General features: G+C 43.5%; 24 protein-coding genes. 9 read left to right on the top strand and 15 right to left on the bottom strand.

Translation table 11 applies throughout. From position 1 onward, the window contains the following. Window positions 1-85: 85 nt before the first annotated feature. The 6 genes from ACE1TF_RS00775 to ACE1TF_RS00750 all read right to left on the bottom strand — a co-directional run bounded on the left by ACE1TF_RS00775 (window position 86) and on the right by ACE1TF_RS00750 (window position 6,486). A protein-coding gene (locus tag ACE1TF_RS00775) for an IS3 family transposase (RefSeq protein WP_375013501.1) occupies window positions 86-1,644 on the bottom strand; the annotation gives its coding sequence in 2 pieces (ribosomal slippage) (window positions 86-1,011 and window positions 1,011-1,644; 1,560 coding nt in all). Window positions 1,645-1,728: 84 nt separating this feature from the next. Next, window positions 1,729-2,718 (bottom strand): LolA family protein, encoded by a 990-nt coding sequence (locus ACE1TF_RS00770; protein ID WP_375013499.1) that lies wholly within the window; start codon window positions 2,716-2,718, stop codon window positions 1,729-1,731. Further along, complete coding sequence (locus ACE1TF_RS00765; protein WP_375013497.1) at window positions 2,715-4,166, bottom strand: sensor histidine kinase; 1,452 nt, start codon at window positions 4,164-4,166, stop codon at window positions 2,715-2,717. The genes ACE1TF_RS00770 and ACE1TF_RS00765 overlap by 4 nt, the downstream gene beginning before the upstream one ends. Continuing rightward, window positions 4,156-4,860 carry a response regulator transcription factor gene (locus ACE1TF_RS00760; protein ID WP_042404293.1) on the bottom strand — a complete coding sequence of 235 codons (705 nt, stop codon included), beginning with the start codon at window positions 4,858-4,860 and terminating at the stop codon, window positions 4,156-4,158. The genes ACE1TF_RS00765 and ACE1TF_RS00760 overlap by 11 nt, the downstream gene beginning before the upstream one ends. A 150-nt stretch (window positions 4,861-5,010) precedes the next feature. Beyond that, entirely contained in the window at window positions 5,011-5,376 is a 366-nt protein-coding gene (locus ACE1TF_RS00755) for a rhodanese-like domain-containing protein (RefSeq protein ID WP_375013495.1), read from the bottom strand. Between the two features lie 18 nt (window positions 5,377-5,394). Then, window positions 5,395-6,486 (bottom strand): AI-2E family transporter, encoded by a 1,092-nt coding sequence (locus ACE1TF_RS00750; RefSeq protein ID WP_375013493.1) that lies wholly within the window; start codon window positions 6,484-6,486, stop codon window positions 5,395-5,397. 199 nt (window positions 6,487-6,685) lie between these two features. On the opposite strand from ACE1TF_RS00750, the gene ACE1TF_RS00745 reads away from it, so the two are divergent. Then, window positions 6,686-7,762 carry a TAXI family TRAP transporter solute-binding subunit gene (locus ACE1TF_RS00745; protein ID WP_042404292.1) on the top strand — a complete coding sequence of 359 codons (1,077 nt, stop codon included), beginning with the start codon at window positions 6,686-6,688 and terminating at the stop codon, window positions 7,760-7,762. A gap of 83 nt (window positions 7,763-7,845) precedes the next feature. After that, complete coding sequence (locus ACE1TF_RS00740) at window positions 7,846-9,825, top strand: TRAP transporter permease (protein WP_375013490.1); 1,980 nt, start codon at window positions 7,846-7,848, stop codon at window positions 9,823-9,825. A gap of 39 nt (window positions 9,826-9,864) precedes the next feature. Here the strand turns inward: ACE1TF_RS00740 and ACE1TF_RS00735 are convergent, their stop codons facing one another. Continuing rightward, entirely contained in the window at window positions 9,865-10,692 is an 828-nt protein-coding gene (locus ACE1TF_RS00735; protein WP_375014086.1) for a MurR/RpiR family transcriptional regulator, read from the bottom strand. Window positions 10,693-10,750: 58 nt separating this feature from the next. After that, the gene (locus ACE1TF_RS00730) at window positions 10,751-12,124 is read right to left on the bottom strand and encodes an aspartate aminotransferase family protein (protein ID WP_375013488.1); all 1,374 of its coding nucleotides are present in this window, start codon (window positions 12,122-12,124) and stop codon (window positions 10,751-10,753) included. Window positions 12,125-12,501: 377 nt separating this feature from the next. On the opposite strand from ACE1TF_RS00730, the gene ACE1TF_RS00725 reads away from it, so the two are divergent. After that, window positions 12,502-13,683, top strand: coding sequence for a KamA family radical SAM protein (locus ACE1TF_RS00725; RefSeq protein WP_375013486.1), 1,182 nt, complete (start codon window positions 12,502-12,504; stop codon window positions 13,681-13,683). Between the two features lie 48 nt (window positions 13,684-13,731). Here ACE1TF_RS00725 and ACE1TF_RS00720 read toward each other — a convergent pair whose 3' ends face one another. Continuing rightward, window positions 13,732-14,634 (bottom strand): fumarylacetoacetate hydrolase family protein, encoded by a 903-nt coding sequence (locus ACE1TF_RS00720; protein ID WP_375013484.1) that lies wholly within the window; start codon window positions 14,632-14,634, stop codon window positions 13,732-13,734. Then, on the bottom strand, window positions 14,634-15,224 hold the full coding sequence (locus ACE1TF_RS00715; protein WP_052364007.1) for an NAD(P)H-dependent oxidoreductase: 591 nt from the start codon (window positions 15,222-15,224) through the stop codon (window positions 14,634-14,636). The genes ACE1TF_RS00720 and ACE1TF_RS00715 overlap by 1 nt, the downstream gene beginning before the upstream one ends. A 108-nt stretch (window positions 15,225-15,332) precedes the next feature. On the opposite strand from ACE1TF_RS00715, the gene ACE1TF_RS00710 reads away from it, so the two are divergent. Next, window positions 15,333-15,782, top strand: a complete 450-nt coding sequence (locus ACE1TF_RS00710) for a hypothetical protein (RefSeq protein WP_042403343.1) — start codon at window positions 15,333-15,335, stop codon at window positions 15,780-15,782. On the opposite strand, the gene ACE1TF_RS00705 is transcribed toward ACE1TF_RS00710, so the two are convergent. From ACE1TF_RS00705 to accC, 3 genes are all read right to left on the bottom strand, one after another. Further along, on the bottom strand, window positions 15,777-17,291 hold the full coding sequence (locus tag ACE1TF_RS00705; RefSeq protein WP_375013481.1) for an acyl-CoA carboxylase subunit beta: 1,515 nt from the start codon (window positions 17,289-17,291) through the stop codon (window positions 15,777-15,779). The genes ACE1TF_RS00710 and ACE1TF_RS00705 overlap by 6 nt on opposite strands. 93 nt (window positions 17,292-17,384) lie before the next feature. Next, the gene (accB, locus tag ACE1TF_RS00700; RefSeq protein WP_042403342.1) at window positions 17,385-17,873 is read right to left on the bottom strand and encodes an acetyl-CoA carboxylase biotin carboxyl carrier protein; all 489 of its coding nucleotides are present in this window, start codon (window positions 17,871-17,873) and stop codon (window positions 17,385-17,387) included. Between the two features lie 16 nt (window positions 17,874-17,889). Continuing rightward, complete coding sequence (accC, locus tag ACE1TF_RS00695; protein ID WP_375014084.1) at window positions 17,890-19,230, bottom strand: acetyl-CoA carboxylase biotin carboxylase subunit; 1,341 nt, start codon at window positions 19,228-19,230, stop codon at window positions 17,890-17,892. Between the two features lie 252 nt (window positions 19,231-19,482). Between accC and ACE1TF_RS00690 the strand changes: the two genes are divergently transcribed. The 5 genes from ACE1TF_RS00690 to ACE1TF_RS00670 all read left to right on the top strand — a co-directional run bounded on the left by ACE1TF_RS00690 (window position 19,483) and on the right by ACE1TF_RS00670 (window position 23,400). Beyond that, complete coding sequence (locus ACE1TF_RS00690) at window positions 19,483-21,201, top strand: ABC transporter ATP-binding protein (RefSeq protein WP_375013479.1); 1,719 nt, start codon at window positions 19,483-19,485, stop codon at window positions 21,199-21,201. A gap of 68 nt (window positions 21,202-21,269) precedes the next feature. Continuing rightward, entirely contained in the window at window positions 21,270-21,548 is a 279-nt protein-coding gene (locus ACE1TF_RS00685; protein WP_042403341.1) for a 4a-hydroxytetrahydrobiopterin dehydratase, read from the top strand. 11 nt (window positions 21,549-21,559) lie between these two features. Next, on the top strand, window positions 21,560-21,883 hold the full coding sequence (locus ACE1TF_RS00680) for a DUF5665 domain-containing protein (RefSeq protein WP_042425329.1): 324 nt from the start codon (window positions 21,560-21,562) through the stop codon (window positions 21,881-21,883). A 20-nt stretch (window positions 21,884-21,903) separates the two neighbouring features. Beyond that, on the top strand, window positions 21,904-22,341 hold the full coding sequence (locus ACE1TF_RS00675) for a DUF948 domain-containing protein (protein ID WP_042425327.1): 438 nt from the start codon (window positions 21,904-21,906) through the stop codon (window positions 22,339-22,341). A gap of 282 nt (window positions 22,342-22,623) precedes the next feature. After that, window positions 22,624-23,400, top strand: a complete 777-nt coding sequence (locus ACE1TF_RS00670; RefSeq protein ID WP_052364006.1) for an alpha/beta fold hydrolase — start codon at window positions 22,624-22,626, stop codon at window positions 23,398-23,400. A 182-nt stretch (window positions 23,401-23,582) separates the two neighbouring features. Here the strand turns inward: ACE1TF_RS00670 and phaC are convergent, their stop codons facing one another. Continuing rightward, window positions 23,583-24,650 (bottom strand): class III poly(R)-hydroxyalkanoic acid synthase subunit PhaC, encoded by a 1,068-nt coding sequence (gene phaC / locus ACE1TF_RS00665; protein ID WP_375013475.1) that lies wholly within the window; start codon window positions 24,648-24,650, stop codon window positions 23,583-23,585. Window positions 24,651-24,686: 36 nt separating this feature from the next. Continuing rightward, window positions 24,687-25,430, bottom strand: coding sequence for an acetoacetyl-CoA reductase (gene phbB / locus ACE1TF_RS00660; RefSeq protein WP_375013473.1), 744 nt, complete (start codon window positions 25,428-25,430; stop codon window positions 24,687-24,689). Between the last annotated feature and the right edge of the window lie 36 nt (window positions 25,431-25,466).

The raw sequence follows: 25,466 nt of genomic DNA, 5'->3' as shown, positions 1-25,466 counted from the left end.
AGCCCCTTCACCAACCCATTAAAAAACGAGCTCGTCGTAATGAACTGCCCCCTGTCAAGTAGACAGTGGAAATAATAAAAATAGGTTAAGCGGCTTTATTCCTATATTCCATAGGGGTAAGGCCGTTTAATCGTTTCTGTAGGCGTTCGCAATTATAGAAATAGATATAATCATCGATTGCTTGTTTGAGTTCATCGAACGTTTGGAACTTATGTAATCGATACTTCTCACATTTTAGCGTTCCCCAAAAAGACTCCATCGGTCCATTATCGATGCATCTCCCCACGCGTGACATACTTGGTTTGATTTTTGCCTCTTGAAGCAGTCGTTTGAATCCATGTGAAGTGTATTGAAAGCCACGGTCACTATGTAGAAGTGGCTTGGCTGCAGGGGAGGATTCGGTCGCCTGATTCAATGTTTCAAACACTAAACGATTGTTGTTGGCCCTGCTTAAGACATAGCTAACAATCGATCCATCGTACAAATCCCGAATCGCACTAAGGTAAGCTTTTTGAGATGAACCATATTTTAATTCGGTGACATCAGTGACCCATTTTTCATTTGGATGGTCTGCTTTAAATTCCCGATTCAGCACATTTTCAGCGACGTGTTGCGGGTTTGACTTCACATAGCGCTTTTTCTTTCGCCGGATCACGGATTGCATCCCAGTGAGGCCCATTAACCGGTAGATCCGTTTTTCATTTAAAGGCATCTCGAAAACTCTTCGCATATTCATCGTCATCCTACGATAACCATAAATGCCCTTGACGTCTTCATGGAGCTTACTCATTTCATCCAGAATCGTTTGGTTTAACTGTTCGTTGGCCGAAGGTTTTCGGGTCTTCCATTTATGGTAAGCCGAGCGAGCCCTACCCGCAACTTCACATAATAAGGAAATCGAGAAGTGTTCGGATTGGTGAAGCTCTTGAATGGCTAAATAGATATCTCCCGAACGAACTTCACTTATTTTCGCCTCCTTTCGATCTGCTTCAACTTTTTTAAGAGCGCATTCTCCGCACGTAACCGTTCATTTTCTCTCTTTAGCTTGTTCGTCTGTAATTCCGTTTTTTCTTGAGGTGTGATTTCTCCTTCAGTCTTTGTTCTCCCACGCCGATCACGAAGAGCATCTTCGCCCCCTTCTTCGTGTTTCTTCGTCCACTGGTACACTTGTTGGTAGGAAACGTTATAATGTTCAGCGATCATTTGATAGTCTTTATCACTCTCGATACAATCTTTCGCTATAAAGATCCGTTCTTCGTGTGTCGTTGCTCTTCCCTTGGTCATTGGACGATTCACTCTTTTCCCCGTGGATTTCACGTCTTTTTGACCATTATACTGCTGGATCCATTTTCGTAAAACGGATTGATCTGAGATGGCATAACGGATGGCGATTTCCGTCAATGAATAGTGCTCAGAGAGAACTTCATGAACCGCTTGTCTTTTGATCTCTTTGGTGTATGTTTTTTGACCCTTTGCAGGTTGTAAACCTTCCAAACCGAAGTGCTCGTACTTTCGTCTCCAACGTTTAAAGGTCGCTACACTGACCCCATATTGTTCCGTGACTTCTTTTATCGTTGAATCGCCTTCTTCAATGGCTTGAATGACTTCATACTTTGCTTCCGCATTAAACTTACTTTTCGCCATAAAAATACTCCCCTCAAGGTAAACAGATTTTTTATTTCATCTGTCTACCTTTTGGGGAGCATATCATAAGACGGCTCGTTCCCTTTACTTTGTATTACTAAGTGATTCGACGAACTGCTGAAGTTCCTCAACTTCTACTGCAGGATCTTCTGGATACAAACTATAATATAGCCCTTCTTCCTCCCAAGATAGTGCATACCCTCCAGGAATTTCCCAAACAGAAATTGGAACAAACGATTCAAATGAATTAACTTGGTCGTTTTCGTGAAGGTACTCATCCTCTTCTTCTGCAATCGTTAAAATCATATAGGGTGATAAATCAAGGAAATATTCTAGTGTCACTTCTGTAGAATATTGATACATCTCTCGTAAATCAATCGCTTCATGATCCGAATGGATGCGCACAGGTTGCCCAAACATCGCTTCTACTTCATCCTTTGATATCGTCTGGTCTGCTACATCGGTATAGATGACTTCAGCCGTATCTGGATACTGCAGATCAAACGGATCTTCATCCCAATCTGGGTTTTCGTCATAGACGAGCGCTTCTGTTTGTAAACCACCACGTTCCCAACGTAGAATCACCCACGTCGACTGATCCACCCATAGTCTAAACGATTCTTCTCCATCCATTTGCAATTCGTATGTATCCCGACCGAGAATCGTTTCTTCTCCAGCGACACGAAAATCGAGCTGTTCAATGTCCTCTAAATCGTAAACATCATTCAAGTAATTGACCTCAGCTGGAGGAGATCCTTGGTTTTCGGAAATAAGAACTAACTCTTCTTGTTCCATATACGTAATGCTCTCGTCGGCACTTTCAACCGTTTTACTCACACCTAGACTTTCATGTATATCCATTCGATATGCTTCTTCATTACGCCACTCTTTGAGAAGAATCGTTTCCTCGAACTCATCCATCGTAAATGTGATTTCTGTTTCTAAATAGTAAGAAGTCGGTGTTTTGCTACTGTCTGTTACGTTGGACAATATCTCTTGTGGGGGTGTAACTGCACAACTGGCCAATAAAAATGATGGCAAAAGTGCCACGCTATACACGAGTTGTTTTTTCATAGGGATTCCTCCTTTTTTTCGAATGTGGAAACGAGCATCGTCCCGTACCCATCTACAGGAATGAACTTGATCTCGCCACCGTGTTGCTTCGTAATCATACTTGCGACACTGAGCCCAAGTCCTGAATGTTGACCTTGTTCTTTCGTACGACTCGAATCGCTCTGATAGAATGGCTCAAAAATCCGATTCGCTTCTACCATGTCGATGGTTTCTCCTTCATTTTGAACAATGAGCACACCAAAATGTTGAAAATCGATGTCAACTTGCGTGAAAAGCCACTCCGGTAGTTGACCGGCATCTTGAAAAAGCAGATGGATCTCTCCTCCTATCGGGGTATGGCGAATCGCATTAGAAACTAAATTGTCGACGAGGCGCATCATATGATTCACATGTACGTCGTATGATCCGCTCATATTCACTTGTTTGTTTAGTGTGATTTGTTTGCTCGCACAAAGTTCATCGTAACCGTCGGTGAGCATCTCAAAAAACTCATCACCGTCTATCGTAACTTTGCGTTCCTTTACTGTATCGCTTTTGAGCAAGTTAAACGTATGCAAGTCTTCAATCAGCTGTTGCATATGAAGGGACTTCTTTCGAATCGTAGCCAAATACCCCTCTTTCGTCTTAGGCTCTAGTTCCCGCTCTTGAAGTGATTCCGTGTAGGCTAAAACCGATGTGAGTGGCGTCCTTAAGTCGTGAGAAAGTGCTGCAGTCATCGTTTCTTTCTCTTTTTGCTCTTGCTGCACCCGTTTACGCGCTTCATACGTCTCTTGCTTCATTTGTTCAAAATGCTGAATGAGCTCTCCAATTTCATCTCTTTTCTTGTATAAAATGCTTTCGGAGCTGTCCACATGTTTGGCAAAGCGATCCATATCCACTCTAAGCGCTTGAATTGGCTTGTTTATTCTACGATTCAACACGAACCAAATGAGCGCACTCATGAATAAGACAACAACGACACTCGCCCCAAATACGAGCGTTGACCGAGATTGAACGTAAGCAAGACGCTCCGTTCTTGGGATACTCACCTCAAAAAACCCAACAATCTCATCATTAACAAACACCGGCTCTTTCATATGAAAGTGTGAATACGTCATCTCTGCGTCGTATAAGCCTTCATAGATCGAAGGCATCGCTTCTCGTTGTGTACCCGCGCGCACAGGGTTCGTTTGATGGACAATATAACCATCCTCTCGATACAGCGTGATGTCAGCAACCCCTTCAACATCTTCTTCAATCCCCTCATGAGCACGGTAATCAAACGTGTACAATTCCGGATCTGTCAAATAGTCTCGCACATCCTGATACTGTGAAACGAGTTCCAAATATTCATTGAGGCTTTGCTGTTCATTCCAAGCCGTAAGAATGCTATAAATCGCATAAATAACGACAGCAGGCAAGACCATGACGACGAAAAAGGACAAGAAGAGCCATGTCCTAATTTTCATTCTGGACGTCTCCAACGAAGCGATAGCCACTTCCCCAAACCGTCTCAATATATTTCGGATTTTTTTTATCTTCGTTCAATTTATCCCGAAGACCTTTCATATGAACGGTCACCGTTTGTTCATCCTCACACTCTTCGTGCCAGACGAGCTTGTAAATTTCTTTTTTCGTAAACATTTTGTTTGGAAATTGCAAAAACAGATACAGAATCTCGAATTCTTTCGGCGTTAAAGACACAACCGCACCATCTTTAGTTAACTCATTTTCCTCAGGGTACAGCTTATAGCGCGTTCCGAAACGAATATACGCTGGAGACTTTTGTTTGCGCCATTGTCGGTGTCTACGCAATTGCGCTTGTACGCGAGCGGATAATTCATGTAATGAAAAAGGCTTTGTTATGTAATCGTCGGCACCTAAATGTAAGCCGCGAACTTTATCATCATCTTCTGCTTTCGCACTAAGAATAAGGAGTGGGATATCGCTTTTAAGACGAATGCGTTGACAAAGGTCAAACCCGCTCAGCTCTGGGATCATAAGGTCAATAATCGCCAAGTGATAGTCCCCTTGTTCAAAGTCTTGTAAACCTTCCTTACCCGTTGAAGCAACCGTCACATAGTGCCCTTTGGCTTGCAGGTGGTCGCGTATAATAAAGGCAATCTCTTGGTCGTCTTCTACGACTAGAATGTTCGTCTCCATCAATATCCTTCCTATCTATAGCTTTGTTTCGCCTATATATTATACGACATTTTCCAACATTCAACATCCATTATTTAGAAGTTTTTTCGTGTTAGAACAAAAAGAAAAACATCGCATTCCACTTGTGCGAAATGCGATGCGCCTCTACAATCATGTGCGATATAACTCTTTTGTTTCCTTAATTCGCTTTTCTTCTCCTGTCTTTAACTCGCCATCCCAAGTGAGCATACCCCCAGAGAAGTTGACGACACGTTCAAAACCATTTTCCCTCGCAAATTTCGCGACATTTTGGCTACGTCGACCGCTTCGACAGATGAATACGTGCGTTTTTTCCTTGTCCATTTCTTCAATACGCTCAGGTACTTCCGACATTGGCAAAAGCGGCACACCAGGAATGTGCCCTTCCTCATACTCATCAGGTTCACGAATATCAACAATAACGGTTTCTTCATCTTTTACTGCTTTTTTCATTTCTTCAACGTCCCATTGAGGGATGCCTTCTTCTTCTGTCCTCAAATTACTCAACTCCTTATATTAGTCATCATGTGCTTCTTTGTAACGAAGACGCACTAAACGATACGTATGGCTCACAATTACTTTAAGCACAGCGTACGTCGGAACCGCGAGTAACATCCCAATTAATCCCGCGAAATTGGCTGCAATTAAGAGAATGAAGATAACGGTAATTGGATGTAACGCAAGCTTTCTTCCCATCACTTGTGGGGATATAAATAAACTTTCAAACTGTTGAATCAAAACGACTGCACCTACGACGAGCAGTGCCGTGAACCAGCCGTCAAACAAAGCAACAATAACACCTGGAGCCGTTCCAATCCATGGACCAATAAACGGTATTAAATTCGTAAGCATCGCAATAATGGCCAAGATGAGCGAATACTCTACCCCAATAATGACATAGGCGATATACACGAGCACCCCAACACAAAAGCTTACGATGATCTGTCCTTGAATAAAATTCGCAAGCGCACCGTCCATATCAGAAAGCACACGCTTTCCTTCCGTTCTCTGTTTAGATGGAAGAAAACGAAGCAAAAATTGTGGTGCTTTCTCTCCCTCTTTTAACATATAAAACAAAATAAAGGGAACGAGACCTATGACAATGACGGCGTTGGTGATGGCACCTATAAAACCTACCACATTACTACCAATATCAGAGAGCTCATTCGTCAAGTAATTCCCTACATTTTGAATGATATCTTCCAAATTAAACGAATTGTTCTCGTAAAATCTCTGCATCAAATCACTTTGCATAAAGTCATTGTAAAAGTTTTGGGCCTGATTAATAAACCGTGGCAGCATATCAACTAAGCTATTGAACTGCCGTTGAATTTCTGGACCAACTAAAATGACTGCGAGGGTCAACAGACCAATAAACGCTAAGTAAATAATCGCAATGGCGAGCACCTTCGGCATTTTTTTTGCCAGCAACTTCACGACCGGTCGGAATAAATAGAACAGCACACCCGACAGCGCAATCGGTGCAAAAATGGTTTGGACGAGAATGACCAACGGTGTAAAAATAAAATCAACGAGAGTACTTAAATAAATGATCAAGAGAATTAGAGCAACTGCATAACCAATGCGAAAATACTTACCTGTAGGCATCCCGGCCATCACTCCATTTGCTATATAAGTATCGTGGCTCACTTGTTCTACCATTATACGGAAAACCGACTAGCTTCACAAACATTTGCTAAGTCTGAGTCCGACTTATTATATTTCTAAAACTTTGACAATAGTCGCATTTTTTGATTAAATAGATAAGGATATACAAACATACAATCATAAATAGGGGGATCTTAACATGAAGAAATCGAAGCGTATTTTGGTTTCAGGTGTTTTCGTATCTGCACTTGCTTTTGCGGCAGCTTGCGACAGTGACATCGATCCAGATTCAGTAGATGAAGGTGATCTTGACGGTGGCGCTGAAACCGATGATTCAGAAACAGATGATGACACCGATGATACTGACGATACAGAGGAAGCAACTGGAGATGGAACAGCTCTACAAATCGGGACCGGTTCAACTGGCGGAACGTATTATGCGCTTGGTGCAGAAATGGCAAACGTCATCTCTGACAATGCTGAAGGCATCACAGTCAACTCTGTAACCACTGGTGCATCGTTAGAGAACATTGCACGAATTGAGCAAGGCGAATTAGATCTTGGTATGAGTGTACACATTCCAGCACTTGACGCCATTGACGGTGTTGGTGATTTCGAAGAGCCTGGTCCGCAAGAGGATTTCGGCTATATGGGGTATATTTATCCTGAGACGAATCAAATCGCAGTAGCTGCCGATAGCGGCATTGAGACGATCGCTGACTTGGAAGGCATGACCGTTAACATTGGCCCACCCAACTCTGCTTCTCAAGCTGCTTCCCTTCTAATTCTAGAGGCTTATGGTCTTGAAGAAGGTGACTACGAAGCGTTAGAAGAAGGCTTCGGTGACGGTGCGGATATGCTCCAAGACGGCAATATTGATGCAACATTCGGTTTATTAGGACTACCGGCTGAGAATATTGAAGAACTAGCCAGTCAAATTGATGTAGACCTTCTTTCGATTAGTGACGAAGCACTTGATGCGATTGAACAAGACAGTGCTTATGAGCGAATTGTCATTCCAGCTGGAACGTATGAGTTCCAAGATGAAGACGTTAATGCCATTGCAGCTTATGCCGTTCTAATCGGTTCGATGTCGAACCTAGACGAAGACACTGGCTACGAAGTGACTCGAGCACTTTACGAGAACGCATCTTCAATCACCCACAGCCAAGGTGAGCATATGGAAGATGAAGATAACTTGTTGTTAGGTAGCGAAGGTTTACCAATGCACCCAGGTGCTGAGAGATACTTTGAAGAAGCAGGGTTGTTAAACTAATCATATGATTTAGGGCCGAGCAAGTCTTTGCTCGGTCTCTCTTTATACTTAATGCATATGCACACGAAGGTGGTGTCCATAATATGTCAACAGATCAAGTTCAAGGCGATGTAATTGATGAAAAGCAGAAACAAGAGCTTATCCAAAAATACGACCGCGAATCGAATGTGCGTCAAAACCTCGGAAAGTGGATATGGATTGCCGCCATCATCGGGATATCACTCACTTCATTTCACTTATACACCGGTCTAAGAGGAACATTTGGTTCTTTAATGCAAGGTGCGGTTCACCTCGGTAGTGGACTCGCACTCATTTATATTCTTTATCCGATTAACCGTAAAGCAAGTAAAAAGATTGGCGTTCCGTTTTATGACGCAATACTTGCACTAGCGTCTTTATATTGCTGTTTTTATATTGTTTGGAATTATGATTACTTAACGTCAGCAGTGCTATTTGGCTTTTCCACTCATGACCAAATTGTTGCACTCGCTGCCATTCTCTTATTGCTCGAAGCGACACGCCGGGCCGTAGGAATGCCGATCGTCATCATAGCAGTGCTTGCCATGCTTTACGGTGTGTACGGTTCTGCGAGTTGGCTCGGAGTATTCTCTCACCCTGGGTTTACGTGGGAGGCAATGGCCACACGACTCTTCTTTACGACCGAGTCTATTTTTGGAACACCGATTCAAGTATCTTCCACGTTTATCTACTTGTTCCTTTTGTTTGGGGTTTTACTTGTTAGAACGAATATCGGTCAGTTCTTTAATGATATTGCTTTTCGTCTAACAGGGAGATATACAGGAGGGACTGCAAAAGCCGCTGTTGTTGCGAGCGGTATGCAAGGAATGGTGACGGGTAGTTCAGTCGCCAACACAGTTGGGTCTGGATCTTTTACGATTCCAATGATGAAGCGAGCCGGTTTCAGACCTGAGTTTGCTGGTGCTGCCGAAGCCTCTGCATCAACCGGTGGCCAAATTATGCCACCGATTATGGGGGCAGCTGCCTTTATTATGGCTGGGTACGTTGGCATTCCTTACAGCGAGCTCATTATTTACGCGCTCATTCCAGCACTTCTCTATTTTCTTGGCGTATTCTTAGGCGTTCACTTTGAAGCGAAGAAACAAGGGATCGTTGGGTTACCGGTTTCGGAACTGCCGACTGTTCGTTCCTTTATCACTCGAATGGATATGATTTTGCCGTTAGTTACCATTATCGGCTTGATGCTCATTGGTTACACCCCTACATATGCTGCACTTTGGGGTATTCTTGCTGCGTTTGTCATTAGCTTGTTACGAAAAGAAACACGCCCGACACTGCTCGGGACCCTTGATATTATGGAAAAAGCAGCTCGCACTGCCGTGCCCGTTATTGCCGCATGTGCGACTGCAGGGATTATCGTTGGGATTGTTGTTTTCACAGGGCTTGGGGGCGTTCTTGCTCGCGGTATTCTTGTACTTGCTAGCGGCAACTTCTTCCTCGTTCTTTTCTTGACGATGATTGCTTGTATTATTCTCGGGATGGGTCTACCGACGACGGCGAACTACGTCGTTACAGCGACAGTTGCTGCTCCTGCAATTCTCTTGTTTGATGTTGAGCCGATTGCGGCACACATGTTTGTGTTCTATTTCGGAATTGTTGCAGACATCACGCCTCCGGTTTGTTTAGCCGCCTATGCCGGGGCCGGTATCGCCAGGGGGAACCCGATGCGAACCGGTGTGACTGCCTTTAAGTTAGCAATTGCAGCCTTTATCATTCCGTATGTCTTTGTCATGAACCCGGTATTATTGCTCCAAGATTGGACATTCGCCACGTTGTTGCCGCCGTTAATTACTGCCATTATCGGTATGGTTGCCATCAGTGCAGCGATCATGAATTTCTTTATTGATCGGACAAAGATTCTAGAGCGATTTGCTCTTGTAACCGGTGGAATTATGGCTGTGTATCCGAACGATATTTGGATCTCGCTCGGGGGTATTGGCATCATTGCGATCATCGGTTTGATTCAGTATTTTAGAAAGAAAAACAATCAAACCCCAGGTCAAGCAGACACTGCTACTGCATAAAAAAATAACCAGTCGGATGGATGTCCGATTGGTTATTTTTTATTTATGAAACACATCAAACGCGTCCCACAATTCTTCTAAACTCTCTAGTCGTCGTTCTACTTTTTCATGTTCAGATCTCGTTACTGCTGTTATCAGGGCACTGACGATGCTTTGAGGTGCCGAAAATGAGTCAATAAAGGAGTTAATTTCTGTAGCTGCAAGTAATTTACGATCCCCATAGGGAACTAGAGGAGATAGCATGTGGTCGGTGATGACGACCGTTTTTGCATCCTTTTGCTTTACATATTTCAATACTTCGACCGTACGCTTCGTATAACGGTTAAACCCAAATGCAATGACAAGGTCATCTTTTTGGATATCAATTAAGTGTTCTGGCACGCCGTCAGCGGAGCGAATCATCTCTGTGTTCTGCAAGACGAGATCCAAATAAAATTCCAAAAATAAACCGACACTCATTGCACTTCGGTAGGCAATGATATAGATCCGTTTTGCTTGAATAATGTCTTCAATGACCGCTTCAAATTCCTTCACATCAATTTGTTGTAACGTCGTACTCAAATTGTTAATGTCATCGGCTAACACTTCACGTAACGTGTCCACAGGCTCGTCTCCGTGCTCGGTCGTTGAAGCAAACACTTCTGCTGATGTCCATTTACGTTGAAGCGCCTCTTGCATATGCCGCTGTAAGTCAGGGTACCCTTTGTATTCTAAAAAAAAGGCGAAACGCACGACTGTCGCTTCACCCACTTCTGCATTCTTTGCTAATTTAGATGCTGTCAGAAAGGGCGCTGTTTCTTGGTGATCAATTAGGTAGTTGGCGATCTTTAACTGTGATTTACTCATTTGATTTTGTTTGCTGATCATTTGTTCATATACATCGGCCAATACGCTCTCCCCTTCTTTTTGCAAAGCGCCCCCTCCCCTAGCGATCCATGATCGTTGGAAGAACTCTTTCATAAGCTTCCAGTGCTTGTTGCAGTGCATCGTCATCGTGAACGACTGACATGCTGTAACGATTGCCTGGTTTTACATAGACCCCTTCGGAGAACAACGCGCGATCCAAGTCATTTCTAAATGCTGTATTTAAATGTTTTAAGCTTCGATAATTGGCTATGTCTTCTACATCAGTAAATAATACACTAAACATTGCACCTCTGCCAACTGTTTGGGCTGGAATGTTGTAAGACGCAAACAGTTGGCAGAGCGCTTGTTTGAATGTTTCAGTACGCTTTAGGAGACTGTTATATTGTTCATCAAGGACGTCAAGCGTCGCCAAGCCAGCTGCTAAAATCATTGGATGACCATTGTACGTACCGCTATGAAAGAGCGCCTTTGACGAGCGATCGGCATGTTGGTCGGCAAAAAAGTCGAACCCTGAAAGAGGAGAGGACAATTCCATAATCTCTGCCTTTCCACCTACGACGCCAAACGGAAACCCACCGCCAATTACTTTCCCCATCGTTGTGATGTCTGGTGTGATCCCGTAAACTGCTTGCGCACCACCCATACTTGAACGAAAGGCTGTTTTTACTTCATCAAAAATGAGGACGATGCCGAGTCGATTCGTTACTTCTCGCAGTTTCTTTATAAATTCGTGATGAGGCTCGATGATGCCGCCTTCAATCGGCTCAATAATAACCGCACCTAACTCATCTTTATGTTCAGTCAAAATCTGTTCGCAACTAACGGGATCATTGAAAGGGAGAACGATCGTATCGACGAGCCGCTCGTGATTCATGCCCCCAGAATCCGCTACAGAAAGAGGCGATGTGTGCGCACCTGCTTCACTTTCCGTAGGACTTACACTGACGAGCAAGGAATCAATTGCTCCGTGGTAATGACCTTCAAACTTGGCCACCTTATATTTGTTCGTGTACGCCATCGCTAGGCGTAATGCGAGGAGGTTGGCTTCTGTTCCAGAATTCGTATAGCGGACGCGTTCAACGGAGGGGAAGTAATGCTGTAGTCGCTCAGCAAAAGCGGCCTCCTTATTGTGGGGGGTGCCAAACAGCCACGTGCCGTCCTGTAGAAGTTGGTTTTCTATTGCTTTCTTAACTTGTGGGTGACCGTGACCGAGCATTAACGCACCGTATCCCATCAGAAAATCGATATATTCATGCCCGTCAAGGTCATACAGGCGGCAACCGTTCGCACGTTGAATCGTAATCGGATACGGAGCATAGTGTTTAATGTTTGCCGTCATTCCTCCTGGCATGACTCGTTTCGCTCTTTCCATATGCTGTTTAGACTTTTGTGTTTGTGCTTCATACGACAATCGTTCATTTGCAATACCCATGATCGTCCCCCATAACAAAATAATTTCATAAACAAAATAAAATGAATGATTTATTTCATTTTAAGCGATAACCGCAAAAATGTGAACCCATAATTTCATATGTTTATGATTTTTGAAATATTCATTTCAAAAATAAGGAAGTATGCAAAAGGTTTGCGATGATTCAAAAGGTAAGCGATTGTCCATCAACGTGGTTTGTAGTCACTATTTAGGTCAATAAATTCCCCTTCACATTCGTTGTCACTGTAGACATCTTCATCATGAAATTCTACTTTCACTTTTTATTATTTTGAATTTTTTTATTCTTTTTTGACCTTTAGAATGACTCTTGTTATACTAATTTCACTGTATTTCACTACTAGAATTGGGGGATGTTTATGGCACAGCCGAAATATATTACGAATATTGATAAAATTGCAGAGATTCCCGAAGCAGAACGAGAAAAACTTAAAAAGATTACAGACAAGTTTGTTTTCCGTGTTAATGATTACTATCTCGGTTTAATTGATTGGCAAGACCCAAATGACCCAATCAAAAACCTTGTCATCCCTAATGAACAAGAACTTTCTGAGTACGGACGCTGGGACGCCTCTGATGAGGATACAAATTACGTTGTCCCGGGATGTCAGCATAAATACGAAACGACTGCACTCCTCATTTGCTCTGAAGTGTGTGGGGCGTATTGTCGGTACTGTTTTAGAAAGCGCTTATTTAGAAATGATGTCAAAGAAGCGATGAACGATGTTGATCCTGGCCTTGAATACATTCGCAATCACCCTGAAATTAACAACGTGTTGCTCACAGGTGGAGACCCAATGATTCTTGCAACGAAAAAGCTTCGGTATATCATTGAGGAGCTTCGAGCAATTCCACACGTGAAGATCATCCGGATTGGTTCGAAATTGCCAGTATTCAACCCGATGAGAATATATGAAGATGAAGAACTACTCGCACTGTTCCGAGAGTATTCAACGCCAGAAAACCGCATTTACGTTATGGCCCACGTGAACCACCCCCGCGAGATTACTGAGGAAGCTAGAAAAGGGTTCCAAGCGCTTCATGATGCTGGTGTAATTGTTGTGAACCAAACTCCAGTACTTAAAGGTATAAATGACAATCCTGACGACCTTGCCGAGTTGTTGGACAAACTTTCATGGGCGGGTGTCACCCCGTACTATTTCTTTATTAACCGGCCAGTTGCTGGAAACAACGATTTTGTGCTCACGTTAAAAGAAGCGTATGAAGCGGTGGAAGAGGCAAAAGCACGAACGAGCGGTCTCGGAAAGCGCATCCGTTTATCCATGAGCCATACATCTGGTAAAATAGAAATTCTAGCGATTGAAGACGGCAAAGCCTATCTTAAATATCACCAATCTCGTGACGGAAATTATGGGAAGTTTATGGTGTTAGATTGCCCTGACAACGCAGCTTGGTTTGATGACTTACCAGGGAACGAAGATTATTGGGAAATGCCGAAGAAGAAAGTATCGGAAGTCGCTTCTGTAAATGACATGTCTGACATGCCTGAACAGCGAAGAAAGCGTGTCCGCTCATCATAACGACGAAAAAGACGAGAGAAGGTCATCCTTCCCTCGTCTTTTTTTCATTTATCGAATCATCGTGTTTTCGAGTGTTCCAATGGATGGCAGGTGAACACTTACGTGGTCGCCTTCTCCTAAAAATTTCGGGGGGGTCATGCCCTTTCCAACGCCTGACGGTGTACCTGTAGCAATAATATCACCGGGCAGTAACGTCATTCCTTTAGTAATCACATGCAACAATTCAGGAATATCAAAAATCATATCCGTTAATGGGGCCTGTTGTCGAATTTCACCGTTTACCTTTGTCACGATGGTATCTTGTAGCAGCGCTTCCCGTTCACTGCTAAGTAACACTGCTGGGCCCATTGGACAGAAACCGTCAAGACTTTTCCCTAAATAAAACTGTTTATGTCGAGCTTGCAGATCACGAGCGGTGATGTCATTCAATAACGTAAATCCAAACACGTAGTCCCACGCTTCTTCCTTTTGAATAGCATGAGCTTTTTTGCCGATAATGACGGCAACTTCTCCTTCATAATCTACTTGATCGGTCACTTGCTCATGAAGGGGCACAGGTTGTTTGTGCGCGTTGATCGTATTTTCTGATTTTGTGAAGATCAATGGATGTTCAGGGATATCTTTAGCAGAACCCATTTCAATCGCATGAGCCGCATAATTCTTTCCTACACATAATATATTCTTGGGTGGGGATTGGATCGGCGCTAACCACTCAAATTCTTCGTTTATCCAAAAGTGACCGTCTAGTGTTTCATTTGCTTGTCGTAACACGTCAGCAGTACGATCAATAAGTGTCTCACTTTTATGAATGAACTGAATCAAATCATTTGGGCACTCTTCTTCAGGTGCAAATTGTTGGAACGCCGCTTTCAATCGCAACAAGCGATCTTCGTTCGCCACTTGAACGACAAGCTCACGCTCTCCTTTATACGAAACCATTGCATATTTCATTACACATCCCCCTTATCACGAAACTTCTCAACATATCGCCTGACGCTTTCGAGCATCTCCTCGTGTTCGTCTTGGTCGGCCTGGACAACATATCCTAAGTGTAAAGGCTCTACCATCTTAAATCCACAAAAATCAGCGATACTTGCTTTCACAATTCCTTCTACACATGCTTTTTCTTTTTTGGCCCATGATGATGTTGGTGAACCCGTCGTATAGATCATACCTAGTGGTTTTTCATTCATTTTTGGGATGGGCGTTTCTCCGTCAAGTTCATACGCAAATCCATAAGAGAGAACCCGGTCAAGATACCCTTTGCCGATTGCAGGAAAGCTGCCCCACCAGATTGGATAGATGAGTGTAACAGCGGTGGCGCTTCGCCACAGTGCGTGTTCTTCTTTCATCTCTGCCGGATAGGAAGAAGAAAGGGAGTTCGTGTACTCTTCAAGACCGAGAACGGGGTCGAACGATTGTGCATATAAATTACGTATGACGACGTCTTCACCCCGTTGTCTCCATTGTTCCTCGTACTTTTGTAGCACTTGCCCGTTAAAGCTGTCGGTTGTCGGGTGCATGTAGACAATGAGTTGCATCGCTCACTTCTCCTTTTCTTGATTTTTGTTTCAATTGCTTAAAAAGAGGTTATAGATATACTACCTAACTGCGGTATGTGGATAAGTAAACACAAAGAGGTGACTCCCATGCATAAGTTCTCAACTGCACTTGCGGTATGGGCCATTTTCATTTTCTTAACAGGACTGTTGTTCCCTTTAGAGATGACAAGTGGCGCGGGTCAAGTGACGCAAGTGTTACACAGCTATACAGTTTATGGGTTCTTTTCGATGATCCCAATTGTGTTTTACGGCGGTTTTTTGTCATTCATGGCCGACTGGATTGCCAAGCATTACAACCACTTCCAAGAAACCATTTCACTTAGCATTCATATGATGGGCGGTTTCTTTGTTTATGTATTTACCGTGAACATTGACATTACGATCCTCGCCGTAGTCGCGACAATTCTCTTTTTTATCGTTGACCGTGCTTTGCTTTTACTTGAGCACCGGAATGGGGGCGTACAACTCGCAAACGGATTATCCTTGTTTGTCGGTTGTAGTGGTGTAATGACGATGATAATTGCAAGCACTCTATAACGGCATATTTCCATGGTTCGTCGCTGGTCTTTTTTTATTGCGTAACACTCGAAGCGCCTGAGCGAGTGTGTCTGGTGTATCCATTGGATCAATAATGTCATCCACTTGACCTAAAAGGGCAGCATAGTAAGGATCCATGTACTCCTCTTTGTACGCCTTTATCTTTTCTTCGCGTAATTGCTCTGGGTTTTCAGACTCGCTCAACTCCCGGTGGTAAAGCACTTCTACGGCCCCTTCAGCACCCATTACAGCCACTTCTGCAATCGGCCAAGCGTATACAAGGTCCGCACCAATCGCTTTACTGTTCATTGCTACATACGCACCTCCGTAAGCTTTTCTAATGATGACTGTCACTTTAGGCACACCACTCTCCGCATAAGCATACAGCAATTTCGCCCCGTGACGTATGATTCCAGATTCTTGTTGCTCAACACCTGGAATAAACCCTGTCACATCTTCAAACGTAACAATTGGGATTTGAAAACAGTTGCAAAAGCGGATAAACCTTGCCGCTTTGTCCGACGCATTAATATCGATGGCCCCGGCTTTCACTTTTGGGTTGTTCGCAACAATACCAACGGTTTCCCCTTGCAATCTAGCAAAGCCAACGACCATGTTCATCGCGAACTCTCGTTGCACTTCCATAAATGAATTCGCATCAAACACCGCTTGGATGACAGATTTCATGTTATACACTTTTTTTTGATCCACAGGGACAATGTCACGCAACTGTTGCCGGACCCCCGTTTTTCTCTTAGCTGGAGCGCTCGGGCACGGTGACGTGGCGTTTTGCGGTAAATATGCGAGTAACTTACGCACTTCTTGTAGACACTCTTCTTCATTATCAGCAATAAAGTGGACGTCGCCACTACGCTTCCCATGAAGCTCACTTCCACCAAGATCATGATGATTGACTTCTTTGCCTCCGACCGATTTCAGCACCTTCCCTCCAGTTAAAAACATATGGGAGGTTCGTTTCACCATAAAAACAAAATCTGTTAATGCTGGAGAATAAACAGCACCTCCGGCACAAGGGCCCATAATGACAGAGATTTGTGGGATTTTCCCAGAGTATTGAACATTTCTATAGAAGAGTTGCCCGTACCCTTCCAATGCACTAACGCCTTCTTGAATACGCGCTCCTGCAGAGTCACACAAGCCGATAATCGGACAGCTGACTTGCATCGCTAAATCCATGAGTTTCGTAATCTTTAAGCTATGCATCTTCCCTAATGACCCACCGTTAACAGTAAAGTCTTGGGCAAACACGCACACATCTCTTCCGTGGATTTCTGCTGTACCCGTAACAACGCCTTCAACTCCGGAGTTTTGATCAGAATGAAAACGATACAACTCATGAAACGTCCCCGTGTCAACCAGTTGATCGATGCGTTCTCGAGCCGTTTGCTTCCCGCGGTCTTTCTGGCTTTTGGCTCGGGACTCGCCACCCCCTGCTTCAATAAACTGTTTGCGATTATTTAATTTGTCTACCGCGTCATTCATCTCCATTGTACACATTCACCCCGTAATGTCGGATAGAAAAAAGAAGCGACAGTATGTCGCTCCTACGTATAGTGTACAAATTCTTCTATTTTTACCCATTTACGCTTTTACAAGAAATAGAGGTTGTCCGTAATCTACGAGTTCGCCGTTTTCAACGAGAACCTCAACGATTTCACCAGACACTTCTGCTTCCAATTCGTTCATGAGCTTCATCGCCTCAACGATACAAACAATCGATTCATTGTTTACTGAATCCCCAACTTTGACGTACGGTTCGGCATCAGGAGATGACGCTCGGTAAAACGTTCCAACCATTGGCGACGTAATTTGTTCGGTGTTTTCACTCACCGCTGGTTTTGTCGGCTCTTGTTTTTCCTGTTGGTCAGTACTCGGAGTCACAACTTGGTCACTGCCCCCGCCACTTTGCTGGACGCTCGGTACATGGGACACGACAGGTGCTTGTTCAACCACAGTCGTCTGTTTTCGCAGGGTAATAAACGTGTCATTATCAGACTTCAGCTCAAGCTCCGTTAAGCTCGACGTATCTACTGCCTCAATTAGTTCTTTAATTTCCTTGATCGTATACATGGTCGTGCTCCTTTTGTTAGACTGTATATTTTTCTAAGAAACTCGTATCAAATTCACCTGATTTAAATACTTCATGATCCATGAGATTCAAGTGGAATGGGATGGTTGTGTCGACTCCCTCAATAACAAATTCTGAAAGCGCACGCTTCATTCTCTGAATTGCTTCTTCCCTTGAATTGGCGCGTACAATCAGTTTGGCAATCATTGAATCATAGTGAGGAGTAATGGTGTAACCCGTGTACGCCGCACTATCTACTCGGACGCCAGGCCCTCCAGGTGGTACACACATGGAAATCTTTCCTGGTGAAGGTCTGAATCCTTTCTTCGCATTCTCTGCATTAATTCTACACTCAATTGAATGGCCTTGAACACGGATGTCAGCCTGCGATACCGAAATTGGCTGCTTATTCGCAACATGCAGCTGTTCTTTAATCAGGTCCACTCCGGTCACCTCTTCAGTGACTGGATGTTCCACTTGAATTCTCGTGTTCATTTCCATGAAGTAAAAGTTTTTATGTTTGTCCAACAAAAACTCAACCGTACCCGCACCACAATACGAGACCGCTTTAGCAGCAGACACGGCTGCTTGGCCCATTTTCTCCCGAATGTCTTCGTTTAATGCTGGGGAAGGAGCTTCTTCAATCAATTTCTGGTGCCTGCGCTGGATTGAGCAATCTCTTTCGCCGAAATGTACGGCATTGCCAAAACGGTCCCCTACAATTTGAATTTCAACGTGCCTTGGCTCTTCAATAAACTTCTCAATATAAATACCGCCGTTTCCGAAGTTCGCCAACGCTTCCCGTTTTGCCATCGCCAGTGAGCGCTCTAACTCTTCTTGATGATAGGCAACGCGCATCCCTTTGCCACCACCACCAGCGGTTGCTTTTATGATGACAGGATAGCCAATTTTCTCTGCAATCAAAACAGCTTCATCATCATCCTCAACAAGCCCATCACTACCTGGAACAATCGGGACACCTGCGTTTCTCATCGTATCCCTTGCCATTGCTTTGTCACCCATTTTATTGATGGCATTTGGAGACGGGCCAATGAACACGAGACCGTGATCTTCACAAATCTCGGCAAACTCCGCATTCTCAGCGAGAAAGCCATAGCCAGGATGAATGGCATCACACCCTGTTTTCAGCGCCGTCGCAATAATATTCGTCTTTTTTAAATAACTTTCTGCTGCAGCATGTGGACCAATACAATACGCTTCATCCGCCATCACCGTATGTAACGATTCGCGATCGGCTTCCGAATACACCGCTACCGTTTCAATGTTCATTTCTCGGCAAGCACGAATAATTCGAACCGCAATCTCCCCGCGATTCGCTATTAAGACTTTATTCATCATACTCATGAAGCTCCCTTCTAGTATCGGACCGGGTTCAATTCGTCCGCTGCAAAAAGCTGAATAAAAGCTCTTTGCTTTTATGGCACCTGATCCTAATAACAACTGCCATTACTTAAAGTGTAAAAAAATCCGACACAAACGTCAATGTCATAATTTATTCCTTGATTTTCATTCATACATTGACTTTGTTCAGACGTTTACATAAAATAGATGAGTAATTGAAAATGATTATCAATTGATAAGGAGGCACTTATGCTTCGACGTTTTTTTACCTACTATCGGCCTTATAAGAAGTTATTCATGATTACCTTTATAAGCGCGATCTTCGTATCGTTGCTTGAGCTGGCATTTCCGATCATTGTCAATCAAGTCGTAGACCGACTTTTACCTCAAGGGAATATTACGGTCATTATTATTGCTTGCGCAGTTTTGTTCTTGATTTACATATTTAATTCGGGTGCTCATTACATCGTTACATACTGGGGACATATTCTCGGGATTAACATTGAAACAGACATGCGAAGAGATTTATTTCAACACGTTCAACAACTTTCATACAGTTATCATGATAACAATAAAACTGGACATTTATTGTCGAACCTTACGAATGATCTGTTTGAAATTGGTGAAGTTGCCCACCATGGCCCTGAAGATGTCTTCACCGCACTCATGACATTGTTTGGATCATTTGGGGTTATGCTCTACATCAATTGGCAATTGGCTGTCCTTACGTTTATTGTCGTACCGTTTCTCGCTTGGGTCGTCATTTTTTGTAATCGAAAGATGTCAGGAGCGATGCGCGTCATGTTCCACAGGATGGCTGCCTTTAACGCACGAGTTGAAGACACACTCGGCGGCATCCGACTCGTACAAGCTTTTGCGAATGAAAAACACGAACAAGATTTGTTTAAAGAAGATAATGAGAATTTCAAAGAAGCAAAGATTCGCTCCTACCGCATTATGGGTATTAATAATTCCTTAAGCTACATGATGATGAGAATTATGACCCTTTTTGTACTACTCGCAGGCGCTTACTTTATGCTACAAAACCAGCTATCTGTCGGTGATTTTATGGCATTTATTCTTCTTACGAACATCTTCTTTCGACCAATTGAGAAGATTAATGCCATCATTGAAAGCTACCCGAAGGGATACGCCGGATTTAAACGTTACATCGCCATTATGGACACAGAACCTGAGATTGACGATCACCCAGAAGCAAATGACCGGTTTGGGTTAAAAGGAAACATTGAATATAATGATGTGAGCTTCGGCTACACTAAAGAACAACCTGTTCTTGAAAATATAAACCTGACAATTTCTCAAGGAGAAACGATCGCCTTTGTTGGGCCATCCGGTGCAGGTAAAACAACGCTGTGCAGTCTGCTCCCTCGATTTTATGAAATTGATTCTGGTTCAATTTCGATTGACGGTCATGACTTGAGCGCCATTACGTTGGAATCACTTCGCCATCAAATTGGCGTGGTTCAACAAGATGTATTCATGTTTTCCGGCAGCCTTAGAGATAACATCCGATATGGAAACCTTGACGCATCTGATGAAGAAGTGATGGATGCTGCCCGTCTCGCAGAGCTTGAAGAGTTTGTCTACTCACAACCTGACGGATTAGATACGATCGTTGGTGAACGAGGGGTTAAATTATCTGGAGGACAAAAACAACGTCTTTCCATTGCTCGCATGTTTTTGAAAAACCCTCCTATTCTCATTCTTGATGAAGCAACTTCTGCCCTTGATACAGAAACTGAAGCTGCCATTCAACGAGCACTACAACGACTTTCTACAGGTAGAACGACGCTAGTCATTGCGCATCGATTGGCAACCATTCGTCATGCTGATCGCATCGTTGTCGTCACAAAAGATGGGATTGCTGAAGAAGGCAGTCACGAACAGTTGTTGCAAAAAGGCGGTCACTACAGCCGCTTGTACCATGCACAACAAACCCTTATTTAAGAGGAGGTTTGTTCCCTCCAATGGATTGGGTATAGACAAGTAGTCAATCACTTGGAGGTGCTTTTTGTATGAGTACAGCAAAAGAACAAGTTGCCCAGTTAAATGGCTGGGAGTTACAAGAGGAGACGATCGAGAAAACGTACGGGTTTGACGCTTACTTGGTCGGCATCACGTTCGTATCGAACGTTGCCAGATATGCCGAAGCCGTTCAACATCACCCACATGTCACAATCGATCACACGAATGTAACCGTAAAATGGACAACCGTAGACCAGGGTCAACTTACTGAGAAAGACATCCATGCAGCCCAAGCGTCTGACAACTTGTACGCCAGTCAAAACGAGTAGGAGGACACTGAATGAAAAGGCTGCCAGATAAAGAACGTAATCAGCAAGAACAGGAAGAAAAAATCAAGAAACTTGAGCGATTAATTGATAAAATGGAAGAGATGACGACAAGCGCTCGCTTAAAAGATATCGCCTATCATTTTAATGACAAAAAAGAAGTGATTAAGGTAAACATCATTGCAGGGGTAGCCAGAGGCGTCGGACTCACGCTTGGGACCGCCGCTGTCCTGGCCCTACTCGCCTACATAGCCACACAAGCAGCGAGTTGGCCTCTTGTCGGACAATTTATTGCTGATCTGATTAACGAAGTTCAGCGTCACATGCCAAGTACATGATGTGAGAAAGGAGAACAGAAATGGATTTACTAGGAATTGCAGCACTCGTTGCCGCTATCGCATTTGCCGTGTTGGTCATTTTTCTTGGAAAAGTATTATCCAACTTAAGTGTTGTGCTCCAAAAAACAGGAGAAACGGTCGGGAAGCTCCCAGACCAATTGGATGAAATTAGTAAAGAAACCGGCATTATTTTGCATAATACGAACGAAACCATTCTCGACCTAAACGAAAAGATTAAGACACTAAACCCAATCTTTGGTATGGTCCAAGATGCTGGTGAGGCGTCCCGCAAATTATCCTCCAGTCTTGTTGATATGACAGAGAGCATGAGATCACAAACGAACCAGGCAGCCAAAATGACAGACAACAAAGACTTACGAGGCATGTACGGCCTCGCGGCATTCGTCTACTACTTGAACCAGAAGCGTAAAGAACACAAAACGACCGACTCCAATTAAAAAATGAGAATGAGCGATGCCTATGGTTTCCATCCGTTGGAGACCGTAGGTTTTTTTGTGCTCCTCGTCCGTTCTCCTCTCCGCCCTTGTTCCTTTTCCCCATAAGACACGGACAACATTTCGCCTTCTCTCCACAAATGATGATGCACAGTTACATGTTTTGCATACACTGCTCTTAGAAAGCATAAATTGTAATCGCTTTCACTATTATCTTTTTGTTTATTTATCGTTTTTAATGGCGAGAATATATACGGCTTGTAAGTACGGAGGAGGGAGTTGTTCTTGTACTCATATATTGATATTGGTGAGCGTAACAACGATGTTCTTGTACTTGTTCACGGTCTTGGTAGCCGCAAGGAATCTTGGAAATACCAATTTGAACTATCGAAAAACTTTCGTGTAATCGCCCCTGACCTTCGCGGACATGGAGATTCATCATTTGATGATGACATTACGATAAAAACATTTGCACGAGACATCATTCATTTACTCGAACAACTGGACATATCCGCTGCACACTTTTGTGGATTATCACTCGGAGGCATTGTCATCCAAGAAATCGTCAAAACGAAGCCGGCGATCGTCCAGTCACTTATTCTTAGTAACACCTCTTCTTACATTCCGAGAATGACAGGCCTTTACGCGCTGTCAGAAGGAAAGAAAAACCTCGCCAAAATGAGCGATGATCTATATGAGCAGCATATGATTAAACAATGCATGTACGATGCCAAAAATGAGAAACTTTTCCACGATATTCACTCATTCTATTTTAAGCTTAACCGCAAAACGTATTTAAAAGCAGCGAAAAGCGGTGTAGGCATTAATTATCTCTCGACGTTAATGTTCTGTCCGAAGCCAATCATTATTATCGCATCGCTTAACGATCGCATTACCCCCTATTTAAATGCAACGACGATGAGTCTAGCCGCACCCTTTTCCAAAATGCATACGTTTGATCAATGTGGACATACGCCTAATGTAGAGTGTCCAGCTGAATACAACCGTGTTCTCCTTAACTTTCTCAACGAACATCGCAGCAATAAAGCGGCCTCTCAATAAGTGAAGACATCACCATTTTCACACGTTAACGCCGCGGCAGTTTGACTTGTGCAGAGAAATTATGAATTTTCTGTTGCAAATTGCAGCGTGCTCTATACTCGAGAATAAATTTAGTCTCTAACCTACACATCAATAAACCAGCCCCTTGTCTACCTAACAAGGGGCTGGTTTATTCTTATTGTTTAATTTGAGCGTTCTGCAAGCCAATCGCCTACAGTTGGATACGTCATATTTACCGCTTTAGGTCCAAAGATCACGCTCACATGCCCTGTTGGCATTTCTTCATAACGCTTATCTTTACTAGAGATCTTGTTCATTAACGCCTCTACTTGAGCAGGTTGGGCAATATGGTCTCTGCCCGCGGAAATGTTGAGCACATTTGCTTTAATGTTCGACAAGTCGACCGTACGGCCTCTTACTTTAAGTGTTCCTTGAATGAGCTTATTTTGTTGGTAAAATTCACGTATCCATTGCCGGTAAGCCTCTCCAGGGAAAGGAACCCCGTCAGCTACCCACTTTTGCATCAATTTCCAACTTTGGATGAACGTTTCATTGTCCGCACGATCAACGAGATTCACATACGGTCCGTAGAAGTTGGCGATTGGCTTCGTCATCTTATTGCCAAAGTCAATCATCTCGCCAGGCACTAAACCTAATGTTTCAACGACATGATCGACATCAAAATAGCGGTCATCTAAAAATGAACCGTACAACCCTGTATCAGAAAAATCAAATGGACTCGTCATAAAAATAAGGTTTCGAATCGGATAATCATCGTATAGAGAAGCAAAAATTGAGGTCATCGTTCCCCCCATACAATAACCGAGAATCGAGCACTCATCAGCCCCTGATTTTTGAAGCACTTTTCGGACAGCTCGCGGAATGTAGTCGACAATATAATCATCAAGCTTCATGTGTCGGTCTTCCATCCCTGGCGTTCCCCACTCCAGCAAATACACATCAAAACCTTTGTTTGTTAAATATTCAACGAGACTATTTCCTTCTGTAAGGTCTAAAATGTACGGTTTGTTAATCAACGCGTAAACGAGCAGCAACGGAACAGAATGCTCTCGCTCTACAGGGGGTACGTAGCGATACAATGTTGCTTTGTTTTTTGTCCAAATGCTCTCCTTAGGAGTTGGACCGACTTGTGGATCCGCATCCGTTGTGAGGACTTCAAGGGCACGTTTAAATCGTGAAAATGATGCGGGCATTTGGTCCGTTAGCCATTGGTTATTCTCTATAGTCATTCGATCACCCTTTCCATAACAGCGTTTCTAGAACATTTACATGTACAAGCCACCATTAATGTTGAGTTGTTGACCTGTAATATACTCTCCGTCTTTGCACAGGAATACTACACCTCTTGCGATCTCTTGCGCTTGGCCTAGTCGTTGTACTGGCACGCTAGAAACGATTTGATTGAGCACCTTTTCTGGCATCTCTTGCACCATTTCTGTCTCAATAAATCCTGGGCACACTGCATTTACTGTAATGTTCTTTCGGGCAAGTTCTAACGCAAGCGACTTTGTATATCCAATCATTCCTGCTTTTGCCGCTGCATAATTCGTCTGTCCAAACCCACCTTGTTGCCCGATAATCGAGGAGATGTTAATGATTCTTCCTGACTCAGATTCAAGTAAGTGAGGCAAGGATTTTGACACCGTATTGTACACACTGTTCAAGTTTACGTTAATGACTTCTGACCAATCTTCTTCAGAAAGTTTCTTAAACGTTGAATCACGGGTAATTCCGGCATTGTTAACAAGTATGTCTAGCTGACCGAACGTATTCACGGCCGCTTCGACAATTTGGCTGGCATCCTCTACGTTTGACACGTCACCTTTGACGGCCAAAGCCTCTCCACCCGAGTCATTAATTTCTTGCACGAGTTTCTCAGATGGCCCTTGGCTCGTATTGTAATTGATGACGACCCGAACACCGTTATCTGCTAATTCTCTCGTAATGGCTGCACCAATTCCTCTTGCACCGCCCGTTACAATGGCTACTTTATTTTTGAGGTCTGCCAAAGATCTTCATCTCCTTTAATTCAACTTGAACGTTGT

It is taken from the genome of Geomicrobium sp. JSM 1781026 (assembly GCF_041949955.1).
Taxonomy (GTDB): Bacteria; Bacillota; Bacilli; order Bacillales; family Marinococcaceae; genus Geomicrobium_A.
Note: the sequence above shows the minus strand (reverse complement) of the source record. Positions and strands in the feature narration are given on the sequence as shown.

What these genes read in the sequence shown, in the direction of transcription:
- ACE1TF_RS00730 (WP_375013488.1), bottom strand. Translation starts at nt 12,124, where the DNA reads ATGGGTATTGCAAATGAACGATTGTCGTATGAAGCACAAACACAAAAG.
- ACE1TF_RS00675 (WP_042425327.1), top strand. Translation starts at nt 21,904, where the DNA reads ATGGATTTACTAGGAATTGCAGCACTCGTTGCCGCTATCGCATTTGCC.
- ACE1TF_RS00745 (WP_042404292.1), top strand. Translation starts at nt 6,686, where the DNA reads ATGAAGAAATCGAAGCGTATTTTGGTTTCAGGTGTTTTCGTATCTGCA.
- ACE1TF_RS00740 (WP_375013490.1), top strand. Translation starts at nt 7,846, where the DNA reads ATGTCAACAGATCAAGTTCAAGGCGATGTAATTGATGAAAAGCAGAAA.
- ACE1TF_RS00765 (WP_375013497.1), bottom strand. Translation starts at nt 4,166, where the DNA reads ATGAAAATTAGGACATGGCTCTTCTTGTCCTTTTTCGTCGTCATGGTC.
- ACE1TF_RS00705 (WP_375013481.1), bottom strand. Translation starts at nt 17,291, where the DNA reads ATGGAGATGAATGACGCGGTAGACAAATTAAATAATCGCAAACAGTTT.
- ACE1TF_RS00690 (WP_375013479.1), top strand. Translation starts at nt 19,483, where the DNA reads ATGCTTCGACGTTTTTTTACCTACTATCGGCCTTATAAGAAGTTATTC.
- ACE1TF_RS00715 (WP_052364007.1), bottom strand. Translation starts at nt 15,224, where the DNA reads ATGCAACTCATTGTCTACATGCACCCGACAACCGACAGCTTTAACGGG.
- ACE1TF_RS00725 (WP_375013486.1), top strand. Translation starts at nt 12,502, where the DNA reads ATGGCACAGCCGAAATATATTACGAATATTGATAAAATTGCAGAGATT.
- accC (WP_375014084.1), bottom strand. Translation starts at nt 19,230, where the DNA reads ATGATGAATAAAGTCTTAATAGCGAATCGCGGGGAGATTGCGGTTCGA.
- phaC (WP_375013475.1), bottom strand. Translation starts at nt 24,650, where the DNA reads ATGACTATAGAGAATAACCAATGGCTAACGGACCAAATGCCCGCATCA.
- accB (WP_042403342.1), bottom strand. Translation starts at nt 17,873, where the DNA reads ATGTATACGATCAAGGAAATTAAAGAACTAATTGAGGCAGTAGATACG.
- ACE1TF_RS00685 (WP_042403341.1), top strand. Translation starts at nt 21,270, where the DNA reads ATGAGTACAGCAAAAGAACAAGTTGCCCAGTTAAATGGCTGGGAGTTA.
- ACE1TF_RS00720 (WP_375013484.1), bottom strand. Translation starts at nt 14,634, where the DNA reads ATGAAATATGCAATGGTTTCGTATAAAGGAGAGCGTGAGCTTGTCGTT.
- ACE1TF_RS00735 (WP_375014086.1), bottom strand. Translation starts at nt 10,692, where the DNA reads ATGATCAGCAAACAAAATCAAATGAGTAAATCACAGTTAAAGATCGCC.
- ACE1TF_RS00760 (WP_042404293.1), bottom strand. Translation starts at nt 4,860, where the DNA reads ATGGAGACGAACATTCTAGTCGTAGAAGACGACCAAGAGATTGCCTTT.
- ACE1TF_RS00710 (WP_042403343.1), top strand. Translation starts at nt 15,333, where the DNA reads ATGCATAAGTTCTCAACTGCACTTGCGGTATGGGCCATTTTCATTTTC.
- ACE1TF_RS00680 (WP_042425329.1), top strand. Translation starts at nt 21,560, where the DNA reads ATGAAAAGGCTGCCAGATAAAGAACGTAATCAGCAAGAACAGGAAGAA.
- ACE1TF_RS00770 (WP_375013499.1), bottom strand. Translation starts at nt 2,718, where the DNA reads ATGAAAAAACAACTCGTGTATAGCGTGGCACTTTTGCCATCATTTTTA.
- ACE1TF_RS00750 (WP_375013493.1), bottom strand. Translation starts at nt 6,486, where the DNA reads ATGCCTACAGGTAAGTATTTTCGCATTGGTTATGCAGTTGCTCTAATT.